Source organism: Pantoea sp. SM3 (genome assembly GCF_000963995.1).
Lineage (GTDB): Bacteria > Pseudomonadota > Gammaproteobacteria > Enterobacterales > Enterobacteriaceae > Pantoea > Pantoea rwandensis_B.
The window spans coordinates 24,506-43,110 of sequence record NZ_JZRD01000047.1 but is presented as its reverse complement, the minus strand read 5'-3'; the positions used below and the strand labels follow the sequence as shown (position 1 = coordinate 43,110).

At 53.8% G+C, this 18,605-nt stretch carries 18 protein-coding genes and 2 pseudogenes; 8 read left to right on the top strand and 12 right to left on the bottom strand.

The window, feature by feature from the left end; genetic code table 11:
• Positions 1-386: 386 nt before the first annotated feature.
• Positions 387-929 (bottom strand): chorismate mutase, encoded by a 543-nt coding sequence (locus tag VI01_RS22580; RefSeq protein WP_045816710.1) that lies wholly within the window; start codon positions 927-929, stop codon positions 387-389.
• Between the two features lie 144 nt (positions 930-1,073).
• On the opposite strand from VI01_RS22580, the gene VI01_RS22575 reads away from it, so the two are divergent.
• From VI01_RS22575 to VI01_RS22560, 4 genes are read left to right on the top strand one after another with little or no spacing between them, the layout of a single operon-like run.
• Positions 1,074-1,646: a peroxiredoxin gene (locus tag VI01_RS22575; protein WP_045816709.1), complete on the top strand. Its 573-nt coding sequence runs from the start codon at positions 1,074-1,076 to the stop codon at positions 1,644-1,646.
• A gap of 15 nt (positions 1,647-1,661) precedes the next feature.
• On the top strand, positions 1,662-2,891 hold the full coding sequence (locus tag VI01_RS22570; protein WP_045816708.1) for a protein-disulfide reductase DsbD: 1,230 nt from the start codon (positions 1,662-1,664) through the stop codon (positions 2,889-2,891).
• Between the two features lie 17 nt (positions 2,892-2,908).
• Complete coding sequence (locus tag VI01_RS22565) at positions 2,909-3,460, top strand: sigma-70 family RNA polymerase sigma factor (protein WP_045816707.1); 552 nt, start codon at positions 2,909-2,911, stop codon at positions 3,458-3,460.
• The gene (locus tag VI01_RS22560) at positions 3,453-4,082 is read left to right on the top strand and encodes an NrsF family protein (protein WP_045816706.1); all 630 of its coding nucleotides are present in this window, start codon (positions 3,453-3,455) and stop codon (positions 4,080-4,082) included. The genes VI01_RS22565 and VI01_RS22560 overlap by 8 nt, the downstream gene beginning before the upstream one ends.
• Before the next feature lie 135 nt (positions 4,083-4,217).
• On the opposite strand, the pseudogene VI01_RS22555 reads toward VI01_RS22560, so the two are convergent.
• The 4 genes and pseudogenes from VI01_RS22555 to VI01_RS22540 form a co-directional block, all read right to left on the bottom strand.
• Positions 4,218-4,442 (bottom strand): annotated as a pseudogene (locus VI01_RS22555) (winged helix-turn-helix transcriptional regulator); the annotation flags it as partial.
• Between the two features lie 109 nt (positions 4,443-4,551).
• Positions 4,552-5,565 (bottom strand): 3-dehydro-L-gulonate 2-dehydrogenase, encoded by a 1,014-nt coding sequence (gene yiaK / locus VI01_RS22550; RefSeq protein ID WP_045816705.1) that lies wholly within the window; start codon positions 5,563-5,565, stop codon positions 4,552-4,554.
• A pseudogene (locus VI01_RS22545) lies at positions 5,546-7,069 on the bottom strand (MFS transporter). The gene yiaK and the pseudogene VI01_RS22545 overlap by 20 nt, the downstream one beginning before the upstream one ends.
• Before the next feature lie 238 nt (positions 7,070-7,307).
• Positions 7,308-7,637 carry a TonB family protein gene (locus VI01_RS22540; RefSeq protein ID WP_045816704.1) on the bottom strand — a complete coding sequence of 110 codons (330 nt, stop codon included), beginning with the start codon at positions 7,635-7,637 and terminating at the stop codon, positions 7,308-7,310.
• A gap of 135 nt (positions 7,638-7,772) precedes the next feature.
• On the opposite strand from VI01_RS22540, the gene VI01_RS22535 reads away from it, so the two are divergent.
• Positions 7,773-8,126 (top strand): hypothetical protein, encoded by a 354-nt coding sequence (locus VI01_RS22535; RefSeq protein WP_045816703.1) that lies wholly within the window; start codon positions 7,773-7,775, stop codon positions 8,124-8,126.
• Between the two features lie 89 nt (positions 8,127-8,215).
• On the opposite strand, the gene VI01_RS22530 is transcribed toward VI01_RS22535, so the two are convergent.
• The gene (locus VI01_RS22530; RefSeq protein ID WP_045816702.1) at positions 8,216-9,283 is read right to left on the bottom strand and encodes an SDR family oxidoreductase; all 1,068 of its coding nucleotides are present in this window, start codon (positions 9,281-9,283) and stop codon (positions 8,216-8,218) included.
• A 100-nt stretch (positions 9,284-9,383) separates the two neighbouring features.
• On the opposite strand from VI01_RS22530, the gene VI01_RS22525 reads away from it, so the two are divergent.
• Positions 9,384-10,286 carry a LysR family transcriptional regulator gene (locus VI01_RS22525; protein ID WP_045816701.1) on the top strand — a complete coding sequence of 301 codons (903 nt, stop codon included), beginning with the start codon at positions 9,384-9,386 and terminating at the stop codon, positions 10,284-10,286.
• A 108-nt stretch (positions 10,287-10,394) separates the two neighbouring features.
• On the opposite strand, the gene VI01_RS22520 is transcribed toward VI01_RS22525, so the two are convergent.
• Positions 10,395-11,816: a hypothetical protein gene (locus VI01_RS22520; RefSeq protein WP_045816700.1), complete on the bottom strand. Its 1,422-nt coding sequence runs from the start codon at positions 11,814-11,816 to the stop codon at positions 10,395-10,397.
• Between the two features lie 226 nt (positions 11,817-12,042).
• Between VI01_RS22520 and VI01_RS22515 the strand changes: the two genes are divergently transcribed.
• Together VI01_RS22515 and VI01_RS22510 are read left to right on the top strand one after the other, a co-directional pair.
• The gene (locus VI01_RS22515) at positions 12,043-13,437 is read left to right on the top strand and encodes an amidase (RefSeq protein WP_045816699.1); all 1,395 of its coding nucleotides are present in this window, start codon (positions 12,043-12,045) and stop codon (positions 13,435-13,437) included.
• A gap of 118 nt (positions 13,438-13,555) precedes the next feature.
• The gene (locus VI01_RS22510) at positions 13,556-14,497 is read left to right on the top strand and encodes a helix-turn-helix domain-containing protein (protein WP_045816698.1); all 942 of its coding nucleotides are present in this window, start codon (positions 13,556-13,558) and stop codon (positions 14,495-14,497) included.
• Between the two features lie 40 nt (positions 14,498-14,537).
• On the opposite strand, the gene VI01_RS22505 is transcribed toward VI01_RS22510, so the two are convergent.
• The 5 genes from VI01_RS22505 to VI01_RS22485 form a co-directional block, all read right to left on the bottom strand.
• Positions 14,538-15,128 (bottom strand): ANTAR domain-containing response regulator, encoded by a 591-nt coding sequence (locus VI01_RS22505; protein ID WP_045816697.1) that lies wholly within the window; start codon positions 15,126-15,128, stop codon positions 14,538-14,540.
• Between the two features lie 148 nt (positions 15,129-15,276).
• A complete protein-coding gene (locus tag VI01_RS22500) occupies positions 15,277-15,981 on the bottom strand; it encodes an ABC transporter ATP-binding protein (RefSeq protein WP_045816696.1) in 705 nt (234 codons plus the stop codon).
• Positions 15,974-16,705: an ATP-binding cassette domain-containing protein gene (locus VI01_RS22495; protein WP_045816695.1), complete on the bottom strand. Its 732-nt coding sequence runs from the start codon at positions 16,703-16,705 to the stop codon at positions 15,974-15,976. The genes VI01_RS22500 and VI01_RS22495 overlap by 8 nt, the downstream gene beginning before the upstream one ends.
• A complete protein-coding gene (locus VI01_RS22490) occupies positions 16,702-17,733 on the bottom strand; it encodes a branched-chain amino acid ABC transporter permease (protein ID WP_045816694.1) in 1,032 nt (343 codons plus the stop codon). The genes VI01_RS22495 and VI01_RS22490 overlap by 4 nt, the downstream gene beginning before the upstream one ends.
• Entirely contained in the window at positions 17,733-18,602 is an 870-nt protein-coding gene (locus VI01_RS22485; RefSeq protein WP_045816693.1) for a branched-chain amino acid ABC transporter permease, read from the bottom strand. Before VI01_RS22485 ends, VI01_RS22490 begins: the two co-directional genes overlap by 1 nt.
• Between the last annotated feature and the right edge of the window lie 3 nt (positions 18,603-18,605).

Sequence of the window (18,605 nt, the reverse complement as noted above, 5' to 3'; positions counted from 1 at the left end):
TCTTAATTTTACGAATATCCATGACAAGCTTTTCCCACACGTTAACAACTCGCAGCAGTTATAGCAGAGGGCATTCTCCAGCAGGACATAGGGAGTTCAATTGGGGATATAAGGAAAAGGTGGCGGAATGGCGTGACGCTGACTGCAGAAGATAAAATGGAGTTCACGACACCATCGCGCCGGAGAATGATGGGTGAAACAGGCGTTTATTGCAGTGATGAATGGAAGGCGCGTGATGAAAATTTTACCCGCTGAAATTCCAGTCCATATTGCAGAAAAGTGGTTTGAGAACGCGCTTCGCATGCTGAGTAGACTGAAACCATGAAGCATGTTGCGTTAAACATTCCAGAGGCGTGATTCATGACACCTCTGGCATGGCATATCCGCTATTTTTTCAGACTGATTTTCTGCAAGGCTTCCCACAACCGCGTTTTATCACCCTGTTCCAGATGCGCTTGATCAAGCGCGTGCAGAAAGGCGGGTTTATCAGTGAAGGGTTTGCCCTGGGCTAATTGCTCACTGATACCGTTCAGGATACTGGCGCTCAGCGCATTAATCTTGGTCCTGACCTGGTCTAACGGCAAAGGCTGCCATCCCTGCTCGGGCGTGGAGAGCCAATCTGCACGATAGCGATACTGAATCGCTTTCGCGGCATCCATCTGCGCCTGCACGAAGGGTTTGACAGACTCCCCCGCTAAGCCTAGTTTTTCAGCTTGCTGTACCGCACTGGCCAGAACTTTGTCTTCCTGCGGCAGGTCTTCTACAGGCAGATGATTAACGGCCTTATAGCCAGCGACATCCTTCATATACGACAAGCGCTGGTTGATGAGCGAAGCGACATCGCTGTTTATTGCCGGTGCCGCCAGTGCGGTAGCCGAACAAGATAATCCGACTAATAAAATGATTTTACTGAAATAATTCCGATTCATCTCTGTTTGCCTCTTTTTCCATGAGTCATATAGCGTGGCTAATTTAACTTTTTTTTTCTGACACCGAAACCTTTCCGCCTCCTCCAGCGAACTGATGTATTGAGTCACCAAAACCGGACCTCCCTTACATCGCAGGAGCAGATAATGAAATCGTTTAAAACCCTCGTTTGTACTCTGAGCATCACCGCTGCATTGGGCCTCTCTGCCACCGCTTTTAATGCCAGCGCCGCGCTGCCCGTGGGTGCCAAAGCGCCGAATTTCGAGTTACAAGGTGCTTTAGCGGGCAAACCACTCACCTTCTCACTGCAAAAAGCGCTGCAAAAAGGCCCTGTGGTGCTGTATTTCTTCCCAGCTGCCTTTAGCGCGGGCTGTACCATTGAAGCGCATGACTTCGCCGAAGCCACCGATAATTTCACCAAAATGCACGCCACCGTGATTGGCGTGACCGCTGGGAATACCGATCAGGTCAGCGACTTCTCCAAACTGGAATGCCGTGACAAATTTGCCGTCGCTGCGGATCCTGGTGCCAAAATTGCTGCTGAGTACCAGACCACCATGCAAATGAAAGGGAAAACGCTCTCCGATCGTACGTCCTATGTGATTGCGCCGGATGGCAACATCCTGCTGAGTTACACTGATAGAAACCCGGATACGCACATTGAGAAAGCCCTCGCCGCCGTGAAGCAGTACGACGACGCGCATCCGCAAACTCACTAAGCAAAGAGGCCAGCGATGTTAACCGCCATGCTGGCCGCCTTCATTGGCGGCATTATTCTTAATCTTATGCCCTGCGTTTTTCCAGTCATCTCACTGAAAGCGCTGGGTTTGTTACGCCACACGGACAACGCTGCCAGCGCGCGACGCGAAGGTTTGGGTTTCCTGCTGGGTGTGATCGTCACCATGATGGCGCTGGCAGGGATTTTACTGGCCGCGCGCGCAGGCGGGGCCGCTGTCGGTTGGGGTTTCCAACTGCAATCCCCCCTGGTGATCGCCCTGCTGTCGCTGGTGATCCTCGCCGCCGCACTTAACTTACTCGGCGTGTTTGAAGTGGGCTTGTCCGTTCAGCGCGTGGGCGCGGTGGAAATCAATCGCGGCGCATTTTTACGATCTGCGCTCACCGGTGCGCTAGCGATTATCGTTGCCACCCCCTGCGCCGCCCCCTTCATGGCCAGTGCCATTGGTTATGCGCTGGTGCAACCTCCGGCTGTGGCCCTGGTGATCTTCTTTGCACTGGCTCTGGGTTTTGCCGCGCCCTTCACGTTGATTTCCTTGTTCCCGCGACTGGCAAAATTCCTGCCACGACCAGGTTCATGGATGGATGTGTTGAAACGCGGTTTGGCCTTCCCAATGTTCGGCGCTTACGCCTGGCTGGTGTGGGTATTAGCGCAACAGGCGGGCAGCGCAGCTTTAGCTACACTGTTAGCAGCCTCTGTCGTTGTCGCGTTTGCTGGCTGGTTGTATGGGATGGCGCAACATCGCCGTTTTGCCGGTAAAGGCCATAAAGTCCTGTTCGCCGTCACCGCCGTATTGATTGTCGCCGTACTGGCGCCGTTGCCGCAGTTGATTAAACCGGGCGAAGGATTGGCTGGCGATCAGGTCACCGCACAGCTCACCAAAGAGAAGTGGACGCCGCAGGCCGTTGCATCACAGCGCGGACATGGCAAAGCCATCTTTGTCGATTTCACGGCATCATGGTGCATCACTTGTCAGGTAAATGAAAAAACCTCACTCTCGACGCAGGCAGTTAAAGACGCGCTGGCTAAAACCGGTACGTTGTATATGGTGGCTGACTCCACCAAATTTAACCCTGATGTCGATGACGCCATGAGCGAGTTTGGCCAGGGCGGACTCCCGATGTATCTGGTTTACCCCGCCGATGGCGGACCGCCAAAAGTGCTGCCGCAAGTGCTGACACCAAGCATTGTGGTGAATGCGCTGCAAGCGGCCAGCTCGAAGGCGTAAATGTTTCAAGGCAGATTATGCAAGCAAGTGATAGCGCGCGCGAAAGTTGGCCCGCGCTAATGGAACAGGCGCAGGCGGGCGATCAGCTCGCCTACACCCGACTGCTCAAAGCGCTAGTGCCGGTGATACGCGGACAAATACGCAAACAACTCACCGACCAGGCATTAGTGGAAGATGTGATTCAGGATGTGCTGTTAACGGTGCATCGGGTGCGTCACACCTATGATCCTGCCTACCCGTTCTTACCCTGGCTGATGGCCATCATCTCCGCGCGCGCAGTCGATGCCCTGCGGCGGCGCGGACGTCATCAGCAATGGGAAGTTCATGAAGAGACGTTAACTGAAGCCGCCATTGCGCCAGAAACACCACCGCTGGATACGCAAGAGGAGCTGGCAGGCTATTTGCGCCAGCTTCCCTCTCGTCAACGTGAGATTGTTGAACACGTCCATCTACGCGAAATGAGCCTGACTGAAGCGGCAGAACATAACAATTTAAGTGTGGCAGCGGTGAAATCGCTGTTGCATCGCGCGCTGAGTAATCTGCGTCGCTTTGGAGCACACCATGAATAATCACGATTTGTTAATCGAAAAACTCAGCCGCGACATGCAGCCCGTTCAACCGATGCGGCCAACTTACTGGCGTGTCTTGATGTGGCTGCTACTGGCACTGCCCTGCGGCATCGCCGCCAGTTTTCTGGTGCAGCGTACATTAACCGACTGGTCACAACCTGGCGCGATGCGCGCAATGGTACAACTGGCTCTGGCCTTTGTTCTGGGTCTAATGGCGATTCGCAGCGCGTTTAATATGAGTATTGCCGGGCGTCAAAGCATCAGTTGGAAAGTGCTGTTGCCGCTGGGCTTACTGTGGTTGGGTTTGAGTCTAAGCAGTATTCCGCACGCGGTTATTGAGCCGCATGACGATGACAGCACACGATGCTTTACTTTCCTGTTGGTTGTCAGCACACCCATGATGGTTCTGATGATCGCAACGCTGCGCCGCACTCGCGCTCTCCACCCGGTACGCAGCCTGGCAATGGCTGGATTGGGTGTCGCCTGCATGGCAGTTACCATGCTGGCGTTTTGCCATCCGGTGCATTTGCACGCCATGGATTTTGTCATGCACCTGGCGGCTATCGCCGTGATCGTATCCATGACGGTGCTGCTGGGCAAACGCTGGGTGAAGTTGGGATAATCGGCTTATTAAAATGATAATCCCTATCCATTAATGCCGAGATGTTAATACTGATCCCTATAAAAACTTTAAGGGTGAGCTTAACCTTTAAACAATAACTATGGCGGGGGAGCTAAATACATGCTCCCCCGGTTATCACGCATCAACTTCTGTTTCTTTTCGCGTGAGGTCGTAAGCGGCCTGTGCTCTCTCCATCTCCGGCCCGTAATCCATCGCCCAACTCGCCAGGGCCATAAATGGCTGCTGCAGTATCTGCGCCAAAGGTGTGATGCTGTATTCCACACTCACCGGCGCAGTCGGCAACACTTCACGGTTCACCAGCCCATTGCGCTCTAACCGTTTAAGCGCGTCGGCCAATGCTATTGCCGGTGCGGAAAGCTGCGTCGATGGCGGGTTAACACAAGTTTAATCTGTTAAGGCAAACAGCCACGCTGCGATGGCTGTTTGCCGCAATGTGAGAAGCCTGTGGCTAACTTGCCAGGTGTTGCACCTCAGCCCACACACCGTCGTCCACGGGAATGCCCATTTCACGATTGCGTTCACGCGTGGCTTTTTGTCGCTCACCGGGCCATGTGACGCCACTGAATCCTTCGGCAACCATTGAGCCATTGACGTATTGCTGAATGGTCTCTGCCAGTTGCTCACTAAAGTTCTGACCGCTGATCTGCGCAGGATCGAACACCATAAAGATTTGGCTGGCACCCGTGCAACTGCCCTGCTGAATACGGTCAATCTCTGCAGTGCAACTGCCGCCAGACAGCAATGCCGACATCGCATCCAGCAAAATTGCCAAACCCGATCCTTTCCAGTAACCCGTCGGCAAGATCCGCATTGACGCTTCGATCGGTGCAGGATCGCAGGTTAAATTACCCTGCGCATCAAAACCGCCCGCGTAGGGTAACTGTTCCCCTTTCAATCGGGTGACCTGTAACTTGCCATAGGAGTATTGCGACATCGCCATATCCAGCACTAACGGCCCCTGTTTTCCGGGTACCGCCATCACAAACGGATTGTTGCCAAGGCGCGTATTCTTACCACCCCACGCGGGCATGCAAGATTCGGTATTCGTCCAGCAAATGGCGGCCATGCCTTGTTCGGCGGCGCGCCAACCGTAGGTCCCGCCGCGCATCCAGTGTGTGGTATTACGCATCGCCACCAACCCCATGCCATGTTCACGCGCCAACTCTGTGGCGCGATCCACCGCACGGATGGCGTTGGTGATGCCTGGGCCTCGCTGTCCATCCCACACTTCCATCACCGACAAGCTTTTCACGCGCTCCGGTATCGCATGGGCATCCACCCAACCCTTTTGCAGATAGTCTACGAAACGGGCAACGCGGTTTAATCCATGCGAGGGAATGCCATCACAGCTGGTTTCTGTATGGATGCGCGCACAGAGCGCTGCCTGTTGCGCATCCAGACCGGCGTTCAACAAAGCTTTCTCAATGGTGGCCTGCATTACGTCAAAGGTTATGCGTGTCATGTTGCTGATTTCCTTTAGCAGTGAGAGATTCTGCGCGTGGATCAATGCGCTTCATAATGTCGTTTTTGCCCCACAGACTGGCCCACGGCCAGCCGGTGAGTTTTTCCGCTACGGCACGCGTTTCGGTGCTGGCCTCCGCGGGATTGCCACCCGCATGACGGCGTTGAATCTCTGCAATTAACAGTGCATGGTTATGACGGTTGAGGCTAAAGCCACGTGCGCTGAATAATCCAACGGCGAGGAAAATCACCGCGCCCACGCCAAACACCAGGGCAATTCCGTGGATCGCTTCAGGCGGTTGGCTCACCGCGCCTTTTCCGGCAAAGCCATAAGCTTGTAGCACCAATCCGACGATAAACAGGGCTACCGCCTGTACGGCCTTGCGCACAAAGGTCATCACACCGGCAAAAATCCCTTCACGGCGCTGCCCCGTCAACATCTCATCCACATCTGGAATGAAACTGTAGATGTTCCAGCAGACATACTGTGTTCCCGAGCGCCCCATCCCCATCACAATCGCCGCGCCCCATACCATCCACATCTCCGCGCTAACACCAAAGGCATAGAAACTGATAAACATCGCGACGCTGGTTAACATCAAATATTGCGCCAGTTTATAGGCCGCACCGTTACCAATATGGATACAGAATGGAATCCACGCCGCAATGCAGATGAACTGCACCACCTACATAAACGTCATGCTGTTTGCGGCATCGACAGCGTTATGACCAAGCACAAAGATGATGTAGTAAGCCAACACGGCACCTAACACATCCAGCGCGACAAAAGCGCCGAGGTACATGCCAACATGCTGGCGGAAGGTCCGAACATGGAAGGTCGAGAGCAAGGAGCGAAACAGCGCTTTCATGTCACGTTTGAAATCCACTGGCGCGGGTTTTTCAGTGATCTCAATCGCCCGCTCCCAGGTAAAGAAGTAGAGCCCGAAGATGACGATAGCAAACAGCGTGGCAAAGATAATCGCCATGTAGAAGAAGGAAGAGGATGCGTTTTCTCCGAGTAGCGAAATAATGACACCCGGTAGCCAGGCAGCCAGAATCCCGGCCCCCATTGAGAAGAACATGCGAACGCCAGTCAGGCGGGAGCGCACGTGGAAATCATGAGTCATCTCCGCCGCCAGCGTTTCATACGGCACGATAACCAGCGTATAGCAGGCGTAGAACAGGATGTAAGTCGCGAGATAATAGGCAAAGCCCATGTCGCTCATCCACATCATGATGTAACTGAGAAACACCAGTGGCGCGCCAATCAAGAAGAAAAAGCCACGACGGCCAAAACGCTGTCCCAACCGATTACGCCAGAAGTTGTCAGTGACATACCCCATTAGCGGATCGAAAAAAGCATCCAGCAAGCGCGCAAACGCAATGACTGCGCCTGCCTCTGCCGGGCTCAGTCCACCATAGGTGGTATAAAAGAACATTAGCCACAGGCCGAGTACGGTAAAACTGCCACCGCCAAAAACATCACCGCCGCCGTACGCCAGCATGTTCTTTAGATTGATAGGTTTCTCTTCCGAACGGTTAATCATCATCGGCACCTTCTCTGGGAGTAGGTACCGATGATTTACTCGCGCCAACTACCATACAAGAATGCTTGTAACTTTTTACGGAAAAGATCACATTTTGAACAGCACCATTGGTTGATATGTGATGACTTAGACGTTTTTTTCATTCACCCCATTTGATTTCTGGCGGAATGAACTATGGCGGTGAGTGGCCATTCGCCTATGGGTGACTTATTCGCATCTCAATAATCAAAGGAATATTCTTGGTTGGATGGCCTTTTTCGAAACGCCATTTACTGACCGCACGAATGACCGCGTCATCGAAGAGATGTTCGGGCGTTGATTCAATAATGCGCATTTCACTGACTTTCCCTTCAGCATCCACGTCAAAAAGGAATTTTACCTTACCTTCTATATGATTTTTATAGGCGTAGTAGGGATAGACAGGTTTTTCCATTTGCAGGGGCTTTGGCATTCTTACTTTTCCGTCATGGGCCGAACTACATCCCATTAATGCCAGAGAGAGAATAATATGGAATGATTTATACATAACAACCTCCTGTTGTTGAGAATCATTCTCATGCTATCATCCAAAGATATCAACAGGATAGTGCCAGTTTTTTTAAGAAGCCGCTCTAAGCGTCTTAAGGGTTAATTCGCAAAGCAGATGAAGGAATCACTGCCTATGAAAAGCATCGTTTTTATTGACATACCCAGCCCCACCTTATTCAGAGCACCAGGTTTTGGCGCGAATGGTGGATTTGGATATTTTCGTGCAGAGAAATATATTGCTGCGGTACAAAGTGCCATCAGTAAGCGACAGCTTAATTGGTGTTTCACGCTTGATACCAGCGAATCCAATATCGACACGCTTATTGCCAATGACGTGCAATTACTGGTCTTTACACCAGGGTTACGATTTATGTTTTACCGTAAGAACTTCGACAAACGTCGCAGGGTGTTTCTGACTACGATGGAATATTTAAATAACGATGTCAGGCCGGTCATGTGTAAACTGCGTGAACTGGAAGACGTGTAAACGGTCGCCATAAATGGCGACCGTATAGCAAAATGGTCTGCATTGTTCGTGCGTGCATTGCTACACGCAGGGGGTGAAAAATCAAAACGTCACTTTGGAATCACTTTCTCCGCTTTCAGTTTATCGAACAAGCTGATAAACGAATCCAGCGTGGCGCGATAACCGGTAAACCCGGCTTTACGGCTTTTGCTCATATCCGTGAACGCTTCCATCGGACGTCCCAGATCGGCATCAGTGTGCCACCAGGAAGCCAGCTTGTTGATGTCCGCCTCAAGTAAATTCTCGCGTGCGGCAATCTCACGCCATGCGTCTGCAGCCTCCTGCATCCGCCCTTCTAAAGGCATCATCTGCGCAGGATAGGCAGCGGCCTCAATGCCAAAATACGCTGCCAGACGCGGCCATAACCAGTTCCAGCGGAACACATCGCCGTTCACCGCGTTGAAATCCTGATTTGCCGCTTCATCTGCTGTTGCCGCCCACAATAACTGCTCTGCCAGCAAACCGGCGTCCGTGACATCCGCAATACCGTTCCACTGCTCAGGCGAACCGGGGAAGATAAACGGCCAGCCCTTCTCCCGACACAGCGTGGCATACACCGCCAGTGTCTGCCCCATGTTCATGGCGTTACCCAGCGCATAGCCAATGATGGTGTGTGGACGATGCACGCTCCAGCGATAACTATATTTCTCAGCGCCAGCAAAGATTTCATCTTCCTGCGCATAGTAGAAGTTATCCACCGGCTGACGTCCCTGCTCTTCGCGGAACGGCGTCACCGGCACCGCGCCTTTGCCATAGGCTTCAAACGGCCCCAGATAGTGCTTCAGCCCGGTCACCAGCGCAACATGTGCGCCGTTGAGGCGCTCGCCCAGCGCTTCAATCACATTGCGCACCATGCCGCCGTTCACGCGGATGTTCTCTTTTTCATTTTCCTGACGCGACCAGACGCTAAAGAACAGCGCATCGGGCTTCTCTAGTGACAGTGCGGTGTTTACCGCATCCGCATCGCTGAGATCCGCGGTCAGACTACGACAACCTTCAGGGATCGCGCCACGTCCACGGGATAATCCGGTCACCTGCCATCCTTCACTTTGCAGTTTTTCCGCCAGCGCACGCCCTATAACGCCGCTGATGCCCACAATTAACGCCTGCTTTTGCATTTCAATTCTCCTCGGTTTCAGTAATGATTAGCCTAATAGAGAATTCAATTCCTATCTCTGGCTTTAATTCACATCATTCACAACCTGGATTCACGAATAGATGCACGATCAACGCCTGAAAGATATCGTTCCCTTTGTGGCCAGCGTCGAGAGCGGCAGTTTCGCGGCGGCGGCAGAACGTTTACACCTGACCGGTTCGGCCGTCAGTAAAAGCGTCACGCGACTTGAGACGCGACTCGGCTCACGCTTGCTGGAACGCACCACGCGCAGCTTGAAACTCACCGATGCCGGCAACGCCTATTATCAAACCTGCCTGCGCATTATGGAGGAACTGGCCGAAGCCGAAGCGGTACTGGCAGCACAGCGCAGCATTCCCTCAGGGCGATTACGCGTCGCCGTGCCCAATACCTATGGCCGACTTGGCGTCATGCCGGTGCTGATTCCATTTTGTCAGCAACACCCGGAACTCGAACTCAATCTCACCTTCTCCGATCGCTTTATTGATCTGTTTGATGAGGGGATTGATATCGCAGTACGCATTGGCGGATCGCCAGATGTGCCGGCCTCGCTTGGCTGCCGTCAGATGGGCCGCGAGCGCATGGTGTTTTGCGCTGCACCCGATTATCTGGCGCGCCACGGACGTCCCCGCAATGATAGCGAGTTGTTGCAGCATCAGGCGATTATGTATGAACGTGTCGATGGCAGCAGCAAGCCCTGGCTGTTTACCACTGCCGATGGACATCCGCACTGGCGTAATGTGTCGCACCGAATGGCACTGGGTGACGTCGATGCGCAAGTGCAAGCGTTGTGTGGCGGATTAGGCGTGGCGCAGATGCCCTCCTGGCTGGTGCGTGAGCCGCTGGCACGCGGTGAACTGGAGATCATTTTGCCGGAGCAACAGCCAGATGGTCTGGCTTTGACGCTGATATGGCCGCGCCGCAAGCAGTTGTTGCCAAAAGTCGATGCACTATTGACAGCGTTGGCAGAATTACAGATTCGCTGAGGTGGGCGGCCTAAGAGCCGCCTTTAAACGCAACAGCGACCATCATGACGTGCACGTGCTGCAGCAGGCCCATGCCCCGTAATGAGATCACCGCACCGGTCATCGTGTTTAATTTTCTCGCTCAAACAGCGCACGAGCGTAGTTCTGCGAAGAGACCTTTTTTTCCCTGTGTGGTATTTCGATACTGTCGATCAGCTTCGCCTGCTGATAGCTTTTTACCGTTTCATGCTGGGTGAGTTGCTGCGTGGTTTGCACTGTCAGCTCCCCCTTTTTGTTCTGCGAAACCGCGGTCTGGCTACGCTCTTCATCGTCAATCAGATGGTAGCGGTAATTCTGTGATGACTTAAGTGCAGTCAGTTTCGCTGCCCCGTCAGAATCGAGTGCGGTGTGGAAACTGGCTTTGAGTTTGAACAGCGTATCCTGTGTCAAATCCTGGGTATCAGAATGCTGCTGCGAGCGAGTTTGCTGCGCAACCTCTAATGAAAAAGTGTCCTGCTCTTCCGGTTTAAAAGGATTATCAGAGCGTGGCGTCTGCTGATAGCTGGCAGAGAAATCGGCTAAACCGCTAATGGCACCGTTTTTAGCAGCATTGGCATCAATGGCGATCACTCGCTGCGTGTTTATGCTGTGGCTTGCCTGTCCTTCCGTGGTATTCAGTGCGCGGAAGCTGGCCTTAAAGAGGTCCAGCATGTCGCGATCGCCGTGCCCACGCGCTGCTGCCTGATCAAATTTGGCGGACCACTGATCGAGTGCGGCTGCCTGCTGTTCGGTGCTGCCTGCCTGAGTCAGCTTTGACACATCAGTATCGAGTTTGATACTGACATCCCCATTGTGAAAACCGAGCCAACGCTCTTTATCGTCCGCGTGAAGGTTGAGTGATTGCGTCACATTGTTGCCATTGCGCAGATCGGTCTTCAAATCGACGCTTTTCAATTGCGCGCTATCAAACTTCATCAGGTCGCTGATATCTAATTGCGTGGTCCCTGCATCCAAACCGTCCAGCGCTTTTTGCAAGCCGTCGGAGAGCTGGCTGATGGCTGCAGCTTCATCACGATTGAGTTTACCCCCGCTGGTATTCATCTCCACCACCAATCCGCCCTGTTGGCGCGTCATTTGCAGACTCACCTCAATCCCCGATTGTGTGGTGACAGTGAGTGCCACTGCACTTTGGCTGCTGCTGGCGACGCGGGTCGCGGCGGTAGCGGGTACACTCAACGTGACGTTGTCACCACTCTGTGTTAAGCCCCTGAGCAAACTGCTGCCGATACCACTCATGCCAACCCCACCCGACTGCGACGCCGCGTTGAGTTGCGCCTGTAAATTGCTGCTCAAAGCGCCACTGTTCTGCACCTGTGCCGGCACAATTTTATAAATTGCCGCTATTGCTTCACTTGCCTCACTGAAGGTGACTTTAGTCGATGCCTCCGCCTGCAAGTGACTTTGTGCTGCTGTACTGTTCGCGGTGGTGTTTACGTTTGAACCTACGGAAATCAGGTTGCGTAACACGCTGTTGCCAATCCCATTTAGCATCAAAATAATCCTTCTTGTGAACTATTCCTTAGGGTTATCGGCACCACTTTTCCAGGCTTTAATCTCCATTCCATCCGCTTAACGTCAGCAGCCGAATATGCCGCTGGCACTTCTGGCACAGCATCTGTCTGCTTAAACACAGCCGAGCCCGTAAGTCTGATTTAGGTTGTTGATCAACACATTGTCTGCTTTACAGGCAGCCCTTTTCCCCGGAGGAACGGTCGCGATGAACAACCTGCACTACAAAAGCTTGCTGGAAATTGGACGCCTGATTCAATCAGGTGACATCACCTCAGTGGCAGTCACGGAAGCGATGCTGGCGCGTATCGATATGCTTGATAGTGATCTGCACAGCTTCTTCTATGTGATGCGAGACAGCGCGTTGAAACAAGCCGCAGAAGCAGATAAAGAAATTGCCGCCGGACAAATGCGCGGCCCGCTGCATGGCGTTCCCATTGCCTTGAAGGATCTGATTTGGACCAAAGATGCACCTACCAGCCACGGCATGATCATCCATAAAGATCATTACCCGGCAGAAGACTCAACGGTGGTTGATCGTTTTCGTGCTGCCGGAGCCGTGATCCTCGGCAAACTCACGCAAACAGAAAGTGCCTTTGCCGATCACCATCCCGACATCACTCGCCCGAACAACCCATGGGGGAGCGCACTCTGGACGGGCGTCTCTTCAAGCGGTTCTGGCGTGGCAACCGCCGCTGGCCTGTGCTTTGGTTCGATCGGAACGGATACCGGTGGTTCAATTCGTTTTCCTTCCAACGCCAACGGCCTGACCGGCATCAAACCGACCTGGGGGCGCGTCACGCGCCACGGTGCCTGTGAACTGGCTGCCTCGCTTGACCATATTGGGCCAATGGCGCGATCAGCCGCCGATGCGGCGGCCATGCTGCAGGCTATCGCCGGGCGTGATGACAAAGATCCCACCTCGAGCAGTGAGCCAGTGCCCGATTATCTGGCGATGATGACACGCGGCGTCAGCAAAATGCGCATCGGCATCGATAAAAACTGGGCGCTGCAAAAGGTGGATGCGGAAACACGCACCGCACTGGAATCAGCGATTGCGACCCTGACGTCACTGGGTGCGACCATGGTAGAAATCACCGTGCCGGATACCGAAAAGGCCGCAGCCGAGTGGAGCGCCCTTTGCGCAGTCGAAACCGCGCTGGCGCATGAAGAAACGTATCCCGCGCAGAAAGAGAAATACGGTCCAGGTTTGTCGGGTCTGCTCGATTTAGGTCATCAGGTGACCGCGCTGGAGTATCAACGCCTGTTATTAAGCCGCGCCGCGCTGCGTGGTGATATTTCCGCCCTGTTTACACAAGTTGATTTGATCCTGGCACCGGCCACCGCTTACGCCGGATTAACCTGGGACACCATGACCCGTTTTGGTACCGATCAGGCACTGTTTAATGGCGTGTTGCGCTATACCAGTGCATTTGACGCCAGCGGGCATCCCACCATCACATTGCCCTGTGGCATGACGGTGGCGGGTGCTCCGATTGGCTTCCAGTTAGTCGCCGCGCATTTCGATGAAACCGCGATGATTCAGGGGGCCTGGGCGTACCAGCAAGTGACTGAATGGCATAAAAAACATCCTGCCCTGTAACCCTCCCCACGCCAGCCGCGTTGATTAATCAACGCGGCTTTTTTATGTGGTTATGGCCTAAAACTTGCTTGATTTGTCCTGATTTCGCCCTTTTTCGCCAGGTTTAGGGGACGTAACTATGAAAGAAACTTTCACCACCGATCATCTGGATAATCGCCACCGTTTTGATGCCTGGCGCGATGCTGTCTGTTCGCGCCTGATTAAAGCAGAAGCACGGCAGACCCACGCAGGTGCATTCTCCGGTAGCTTTAGTTACTCCATGCTGGGTCATGTCGATATCGCCCATCACGTGTCACAAACCGCACTGGTGTGGCAACGAACACCAGAGTGCATTCGTCGCCATCCTAACCATGACTTTTATCTTGGCTATGTCCGTTCTGGAAGCGGCACGTTGCGTCAGAATGAAAATCAATCGCGCGTCAGCGCGGGTGATATTGTGATCTACGATGCCGCCACACCCTTTGATTTCACCATGGATAACGTGGCAATCAATATTGTGCATCTTCCACGACAAATGATTGAAAAAGAGGCACCCGCCATCACCCGGTTGGCAGGGAAAACGCTGGATCTGCAACGCCCCGGTATGACATCGCTTAAGCAACTGTTGCAGGAAGCTTTTATTTTCAACGCCGAGTGTGAAAATGGCTTTCTTGCCGAGCAGTTCGCTAACACGTTGATCAATATGATCTCGGTGAGCGTCAATCTGCAGAAAGGGGATGATGCGCTGAAGCCGGATCTCTATTCGCGGGTTGTGAGCTATCTGCGACAAAATCTGCACGAAGCCGATCTCACAATGGCGCAAATTGCCAATGCACACCATGTTTCCCCACGCACTATCAGCCGGGTATTTGCCGCGCACGGTACGACGCCGATGAATTTCGTCTGGCAGGAGCGCTTACTGTCATGCCGCAGAGCACTGGCAGAGGGTAAAGCGCGTAACATCACGCAGGTGGCTTTGGATCATGGCTTTAGCGACATGTCGCATTTCAGTCTGGCGTTTCGCAAAGCCTTTGGTTATACCCCCAGCAGCCTTTTGCGCCAGGCTGAAGCGTCACGATAAGCTGTCGGATGCGGCCTTCAGGCCGCAAGTCCCACCAGCCTTACCCTTTTTCAAGCTGATTAATCACGCGCTCGGCCGTGAATTCCAGGCTGCTGCGCGTGTTCATCGCTTCGGTGCGCATCAACCGATAGGCGCCGGATTCATCCAAACCAAAATTTTGCATCAGCACGCCTTTGGCCTGCGCCAGGCGCTCATTTCTTGCCGTGCGCTGTTGACGTGCCAACAGTTCATGGCGCAATTGCACCTGTTGCTGCGCGGATTGCCAGGTGCCAATCATCTGCACAATCAGAGCAAACGGATTGAGTTCACGCTCGGCAATCGCTGTAGGTTGTAACGTTAATAACAGCGGAAACAACCGTGCATCATGGCAATTCGCCAAAGCAATGGTCGGTATGTGAGAGTGCTGCAGCGCGCTAAACAGGCGCGTCAGCACCGCTTCATGATGATTTTCAATCGCCACCAGCAGAAGCTGCCTATCCGCCGGAAGATCTGCCACCGGCGGCCAGCTATATTGTGCATGACAGCCGAGTTGTGCCAGAGAGGCGCAAAAGGCCCGCACGCTCTGTGAGTCAGGATGGAAAATATGCAATCGGACACCTGCAAGATAGGTCAGCAGTGATGACTCATTCATGTTTCACCTGTGTGCATCCTGAAAGAGGAAGCATCACGTTAAATGAGTCAATGCGGTGGTGCTGTGTTGTCACTGCCGGATGTTGTGTCGATAGCGACAGCGGAGGCGAATCCACTCACCCGCACAGCCGGTGCAGGTGAGAGAACCCTTAAACATGAAACCCTAAATATTGCTCGGCAACAGCCGCACTCGGTTGGGTGCGCGGATCAATCTGCTGCACAATCTGACCTTTTTCAATCACATGGATCCGATCCGAGAGCGCATACAGAAACTCAATATCCTGCTCCACCAGAATGATTGAGATATCCATTTCATGCCTCAGCCGTTGCAGCGTCTCGATGATCTCCTCACAGATATTCGGTTGAATGCCTTCGGTGGGTTCGTCCAGCAACACCAGCTGTGGCTGCCCGCATAGACAACGCGCCAAAGCCAGCAACTGCTGCTCGCCGCCAGACAATGCGCCGCCCGGTTGGGCCAGTAAACGTTTCAGACGCGGAAAAATCTCCAGCATCTGTTCGATGATCTGACCCGCGCGGGAAAAATGCTTCACGCAGCCCATGCGCAGATTCTCCTCCACCGTCAACAGCGGGAAAATTTGCCGCCCCTGGGGCACAAATCCAATGCCCGCCGACGCCCGTTGGTGCGCCTGATAGCGCGTGATATCAATGCCGTTGAGCGCAAGGGTTCCTTGCCAGGCGGGGAGTTCTCCCATAATGGTGCGTAATAACGTGGTTTTTCCCATGCCATTTCGCCCTAACACGCCAGTGAAGGACTTCGCCCCAACGAACAATTCGGACAGGTGCAATACCGGAATTTTGTTGTAGCCCGAGACCATCTCTTTAATTTCAAGCATGTTTAATCTCCAGATTGCCGAGATACGCCTCTTTCACCAATGGATTCTGCGTCACTTCGCGGAAGCTCCCTTCTGCCAGTACCGCGCCCTGATTAAATACCGTGACCTGTTGCGCGATCATGCTGATGAACTCCATATCGTGCTCCACCACCACCACGGTGCTCTGCTGATTGATGGCTTTAATCAGTTGCGCGGTTTTGCGTACTTCCTGATGTGTCATGCCGGCGGCGGGTTCATCCAGAAGTACCAACTGAGGACGTGAAATCAGGATCATCCCTAATTCCACCCACTGACGCTGCCCGTGCGCCAGCTCAGAAAGCACGGCATCCTGATGATCCTGCAGTCCGATATCGTGCAACACCTGATCAATCGCGGCGGGTAGCGCCGCTTTCGCCAGCTTGTTCGCCGCTGCTTGCCAGAGATTTTCCCGTACGCTTAACCCTTCAAATACGCTTGGCACCTGGGTTTTGATGCCGATGCCCAGCCGTGCGATATCCCAGGGGCGTTTACCGGAGATCACCTGATCGCGGTAGCGGCATTCTCCGCGCGTGGGCGTCACCTGGCCGCTGAGCATTTTGAAAAAGGTGCTCTTCCCCGCACCGTTAGGGCCAATCAGACAGCGCAGCTCTCCCTCATGCAGAGTGAAATCCACTGCTTTAACGGCATGCACACCGCCAAAACTGACGCCCATTTTGCGGGTTTCTAACAGGACTGTTGCCGTCATTGTTTTACCTCTGTCACCTGCGTGCGGGATGGGGTTGACGTGGTCAGGCGCTTACGCCGCCACAATCGTTGTAGGGTCGGCAAAATGCCTCCGGGGATCAGCAGCACAAACACCGCCAGAATGACGCCCAATACCAGATTGACGTCCACCGTTTGCTGCGCTCCCAGCCGCGTCACCATCCACTGCAACAGCACACAGCTGATCACCGGACCAATTAACGTGCCGCGCCCTCCGACAATCACCCAAATGATGATCTGTGCCGACTGGCTGATACTAAACACGCCGGGGCTGACAAAGGCACCCCAGTTAACGTAGAAGCATCCCGCTAAGCCGGCAATTGCCGCGCCAATGGCAAAGGTGACGAGCTTGTGTGCCGGTACGTTGTAGCCGAGCAGCCCTGCGCGCTGTTCGTTTTCCCGAATGGCCACCACCGTTTTGCCAAAGCGGCTGAGCAGCACAAACTTCAGCAGCGCATAGCAGAGCGCCAACGCACCGGCCGTCACCATAAAGATCGCCTCCGGTGACAAAATGGCATCTGGCTGGAATGGCATGTTAAGTGTCGGCACTGACGGAATACCATTGAATCCACCCAGCAGCGCTTCGCCGATATGGTACTCACTGCCTGAAGTGGAGTTCACCCAGTTAAACAGCACCAGGCTCACGGCTAACGTGATCGCACCGAGGTACACATCACTGACGCCGCCGTAGAAGATCACGTAACCAAGCAGCAGCGAGAACAGCGTGGGCAAGAGGATCGCCATCACCACCGCCCAGGTGGAATCACCCCAGTTAATGGCGCAAATGGCGTAGGTATACGCCCCCAGGCCAAAAAATGCCGCCTGACCAAAACAGAGGATGCCGCCGTATCCCCAAATAAAGGCCAGGCTCAGTGACAACAAACCCATCACCAGAAACACCGTGATAGAGAGCAAGGTGTAAAGTTCAATCACGCCAGAGAGCCAACATGCCAGCAGAATCAGCATCAGCGCACTCAACACGATGCGCACTTTTTCTGAGAACAGTTTCATTACAGCGATCTCCTGAAGAAGCGGCCGGTGATGCCCTGCGGCAGCAGACGCAGCAGTACGATGGCACTTAACAACAACGCCACCGCGCCAAACACGGGTGTGGAGAGATAGGTGACCAATTGCGAAATGGTGCCGAACAGCGTGGAGGAAGAAAGTGTGCCGGCAATAATGGCACTCCCTCCACCAATCACCGTGATAAAGGCTTTGGCGATAAAGCTGACACCAATCGTCGGGATCACCCCGGTGATCGGTGCCAGCAACGCGCCACCCAACCCCGAAAGAGCCGCGCCAAGGCCAAATGTCAGGCTGTAAATTTTGCCGGGATTACTGCCGAGTGCCGCCGCCATGCGTGCATTTTGCATCGTGGCACGCGCGCATAAACCCAGCGTGGTAAAACGCAGCAGCAGCCACAATGCCGCCACCAGACACAGCGCAAACACAATCATAAACAGTGAATAGCCGCTGGTGCTGTAGCTGCCGACACTGACGCTCGGCAGCGGCGAACTGATACCCAGCGTGGTGTTGCCAAACAGCATAGTGGCAGCGCCAATCAGCGCCAGGCTCAACCCCCAGGTGGCCAGCATGGTGTCGATCATCCGGCCATACAGATGGCGAATAATGACGCGCTCAATCACGATGCCAAAAACCCCGACGCTGAGAGGTGCAATCACCAGCATCGAAATCCAGATCGGCACGCCAAAGTGGTTGGTAGCCATGATGGCGCTATAGCCGCCCAGCATCATAAATTCGCCGTGCGCCATATTGACGATCTTCATCATGCCAAAGACCACCGCCAGGCCCAGGCTCATAATCACCAGTACCGCGATGGCATTCAGCACTTCAATGCCATAGATAATCGACAGATCCATACA

Excerpts from the sequence above, each read along its gene's own strand:
- VI01_RS22515 (WP_045816699.1), top strand. The coding sequence starts at position 12,043 with ATGAACAACCTGCACTACAAAAGCTTGCTGGAAATTGGACGCCTGATT.
- VI01_RS22505 (WP_045816697.1), bottom strand. The coding sequence starts at position 15,128 with ATGAATGAGTCATCACTGCTGACCTATCTTGCAGGTGTCCGATTGCAT.
- VI01_RS22500 (WP_045816696.1), bottom strand. The coding sequence starts at position 15,981 with ATGCTTGAAATTAAAGAGATGGTCTCGGGCTACAACAAAATTCCGGTA.
- VI01_RS22485 (WP_045816693.1), bottom strand. The coding sequence starts at position 18,602 with ATGGATCTGTCGATTATCTATGGCATTGAAGTGCTGAATGCCATCGCG.
- VI01_RS22530 (WP_045816702.1), bottom strand. The coding sequence starts at position 9,283 with ATGCAAAAGCAGGCGTTAATTGTGGGCATCAGCGGCGTTATAGGGCGT.
- VI01_RS22540 (WP_045816704.1), bottom strand. The coding sequence starts at position 7,637 with ATGTATAAATCATTCCATATTATTCTCTCTCTGGCATTAATGGGATGT.
- VI01_RS22525 (WP_045816701.1), top strand. The coding sequence starts at position 9,384 with ATGCACGATCAACGCCTGAAAGATATCGTTCCCTTTGTGGCCAGCGTC.
- VI01_RS22580 (WP_045816710.1), bottom strand. The coding sequence starts at position 929 with ATGAATCGGAATTATTTCAGTAAAATCATTTTATTAGTCGGATTATCT.
- VI01_RS22565 (WP_045816707.1), top strand. The coding sequence starts at position 2,909 with ATGCAAGCAAGTGATAGCGCGCGCGAAAGTTGGCCCGCGCTAATGGAA.
- VI01_RS22575 (WP_045816709.1), top strand. The coding sequence starts at position 1,074 with ATGAAATCGTTTAAAACCCTCGTTTGTACTCTGAGCATCACCGCTGCA.
- VI01_RS22495 (WP_045816695.1), bottom strand. The coding sequence starts at position 16,705 with ATGACGGCAACAGTCCTGTTAGAAACCCGCAAAATGGGCGTCAGTTTT.
- VI01_RS22520 (WP_045816700.1), bottom strand. The coding sequence starts at position 11,816 with ATGCTAAATGGGATTGGCAACAGCGTGTTACGCAACCTGATTTCCGTA.
- yiaK (WP_045816705.1), bottom strand. The coding sequence starts at position 5,565 with ATGACACGCATAACCTTTGACGTAATGCAGGCCACCATTGAGAAAGCT.
- VI01_RS22560 (WP_045816706.1), top strand. The coding sequence starts at position 3,453 with ATGAATAATCACGATTTGTTAATCGAAAAACTCAGCCGCGACATGCAG.
- VI01_RS22570 (WP_045816708.1), top strand. The coding sequence starts at position 1,662 with ATGTTAACCGCCATGCTGGCCGCCTTCATTGGCGGCATTATTCTTAAT.
- VI01_RS22510 (WP_045816698.1), top strand. The coding sequence starts at position 13,556 with ATGAAAGAAACTTTCACCACCGATCATCTGGATAATCGCCACCGTTTT.
- VI01_RS22490 (WP_045816694.1), bottom strand. The coding sequence starts at position 17,733 with ATGAAACTGTTCTCAGAAAAAGTGCGCATCGTGTTGAGTGCGCTGATG.
- VI01_RS22535 (WP_045816703.1), top strand. The coding sequence starts at position 7,773 with ATGAAAAGCATCGTTTTTATTGACATACCCAGCCCCACCTTATTCAGA.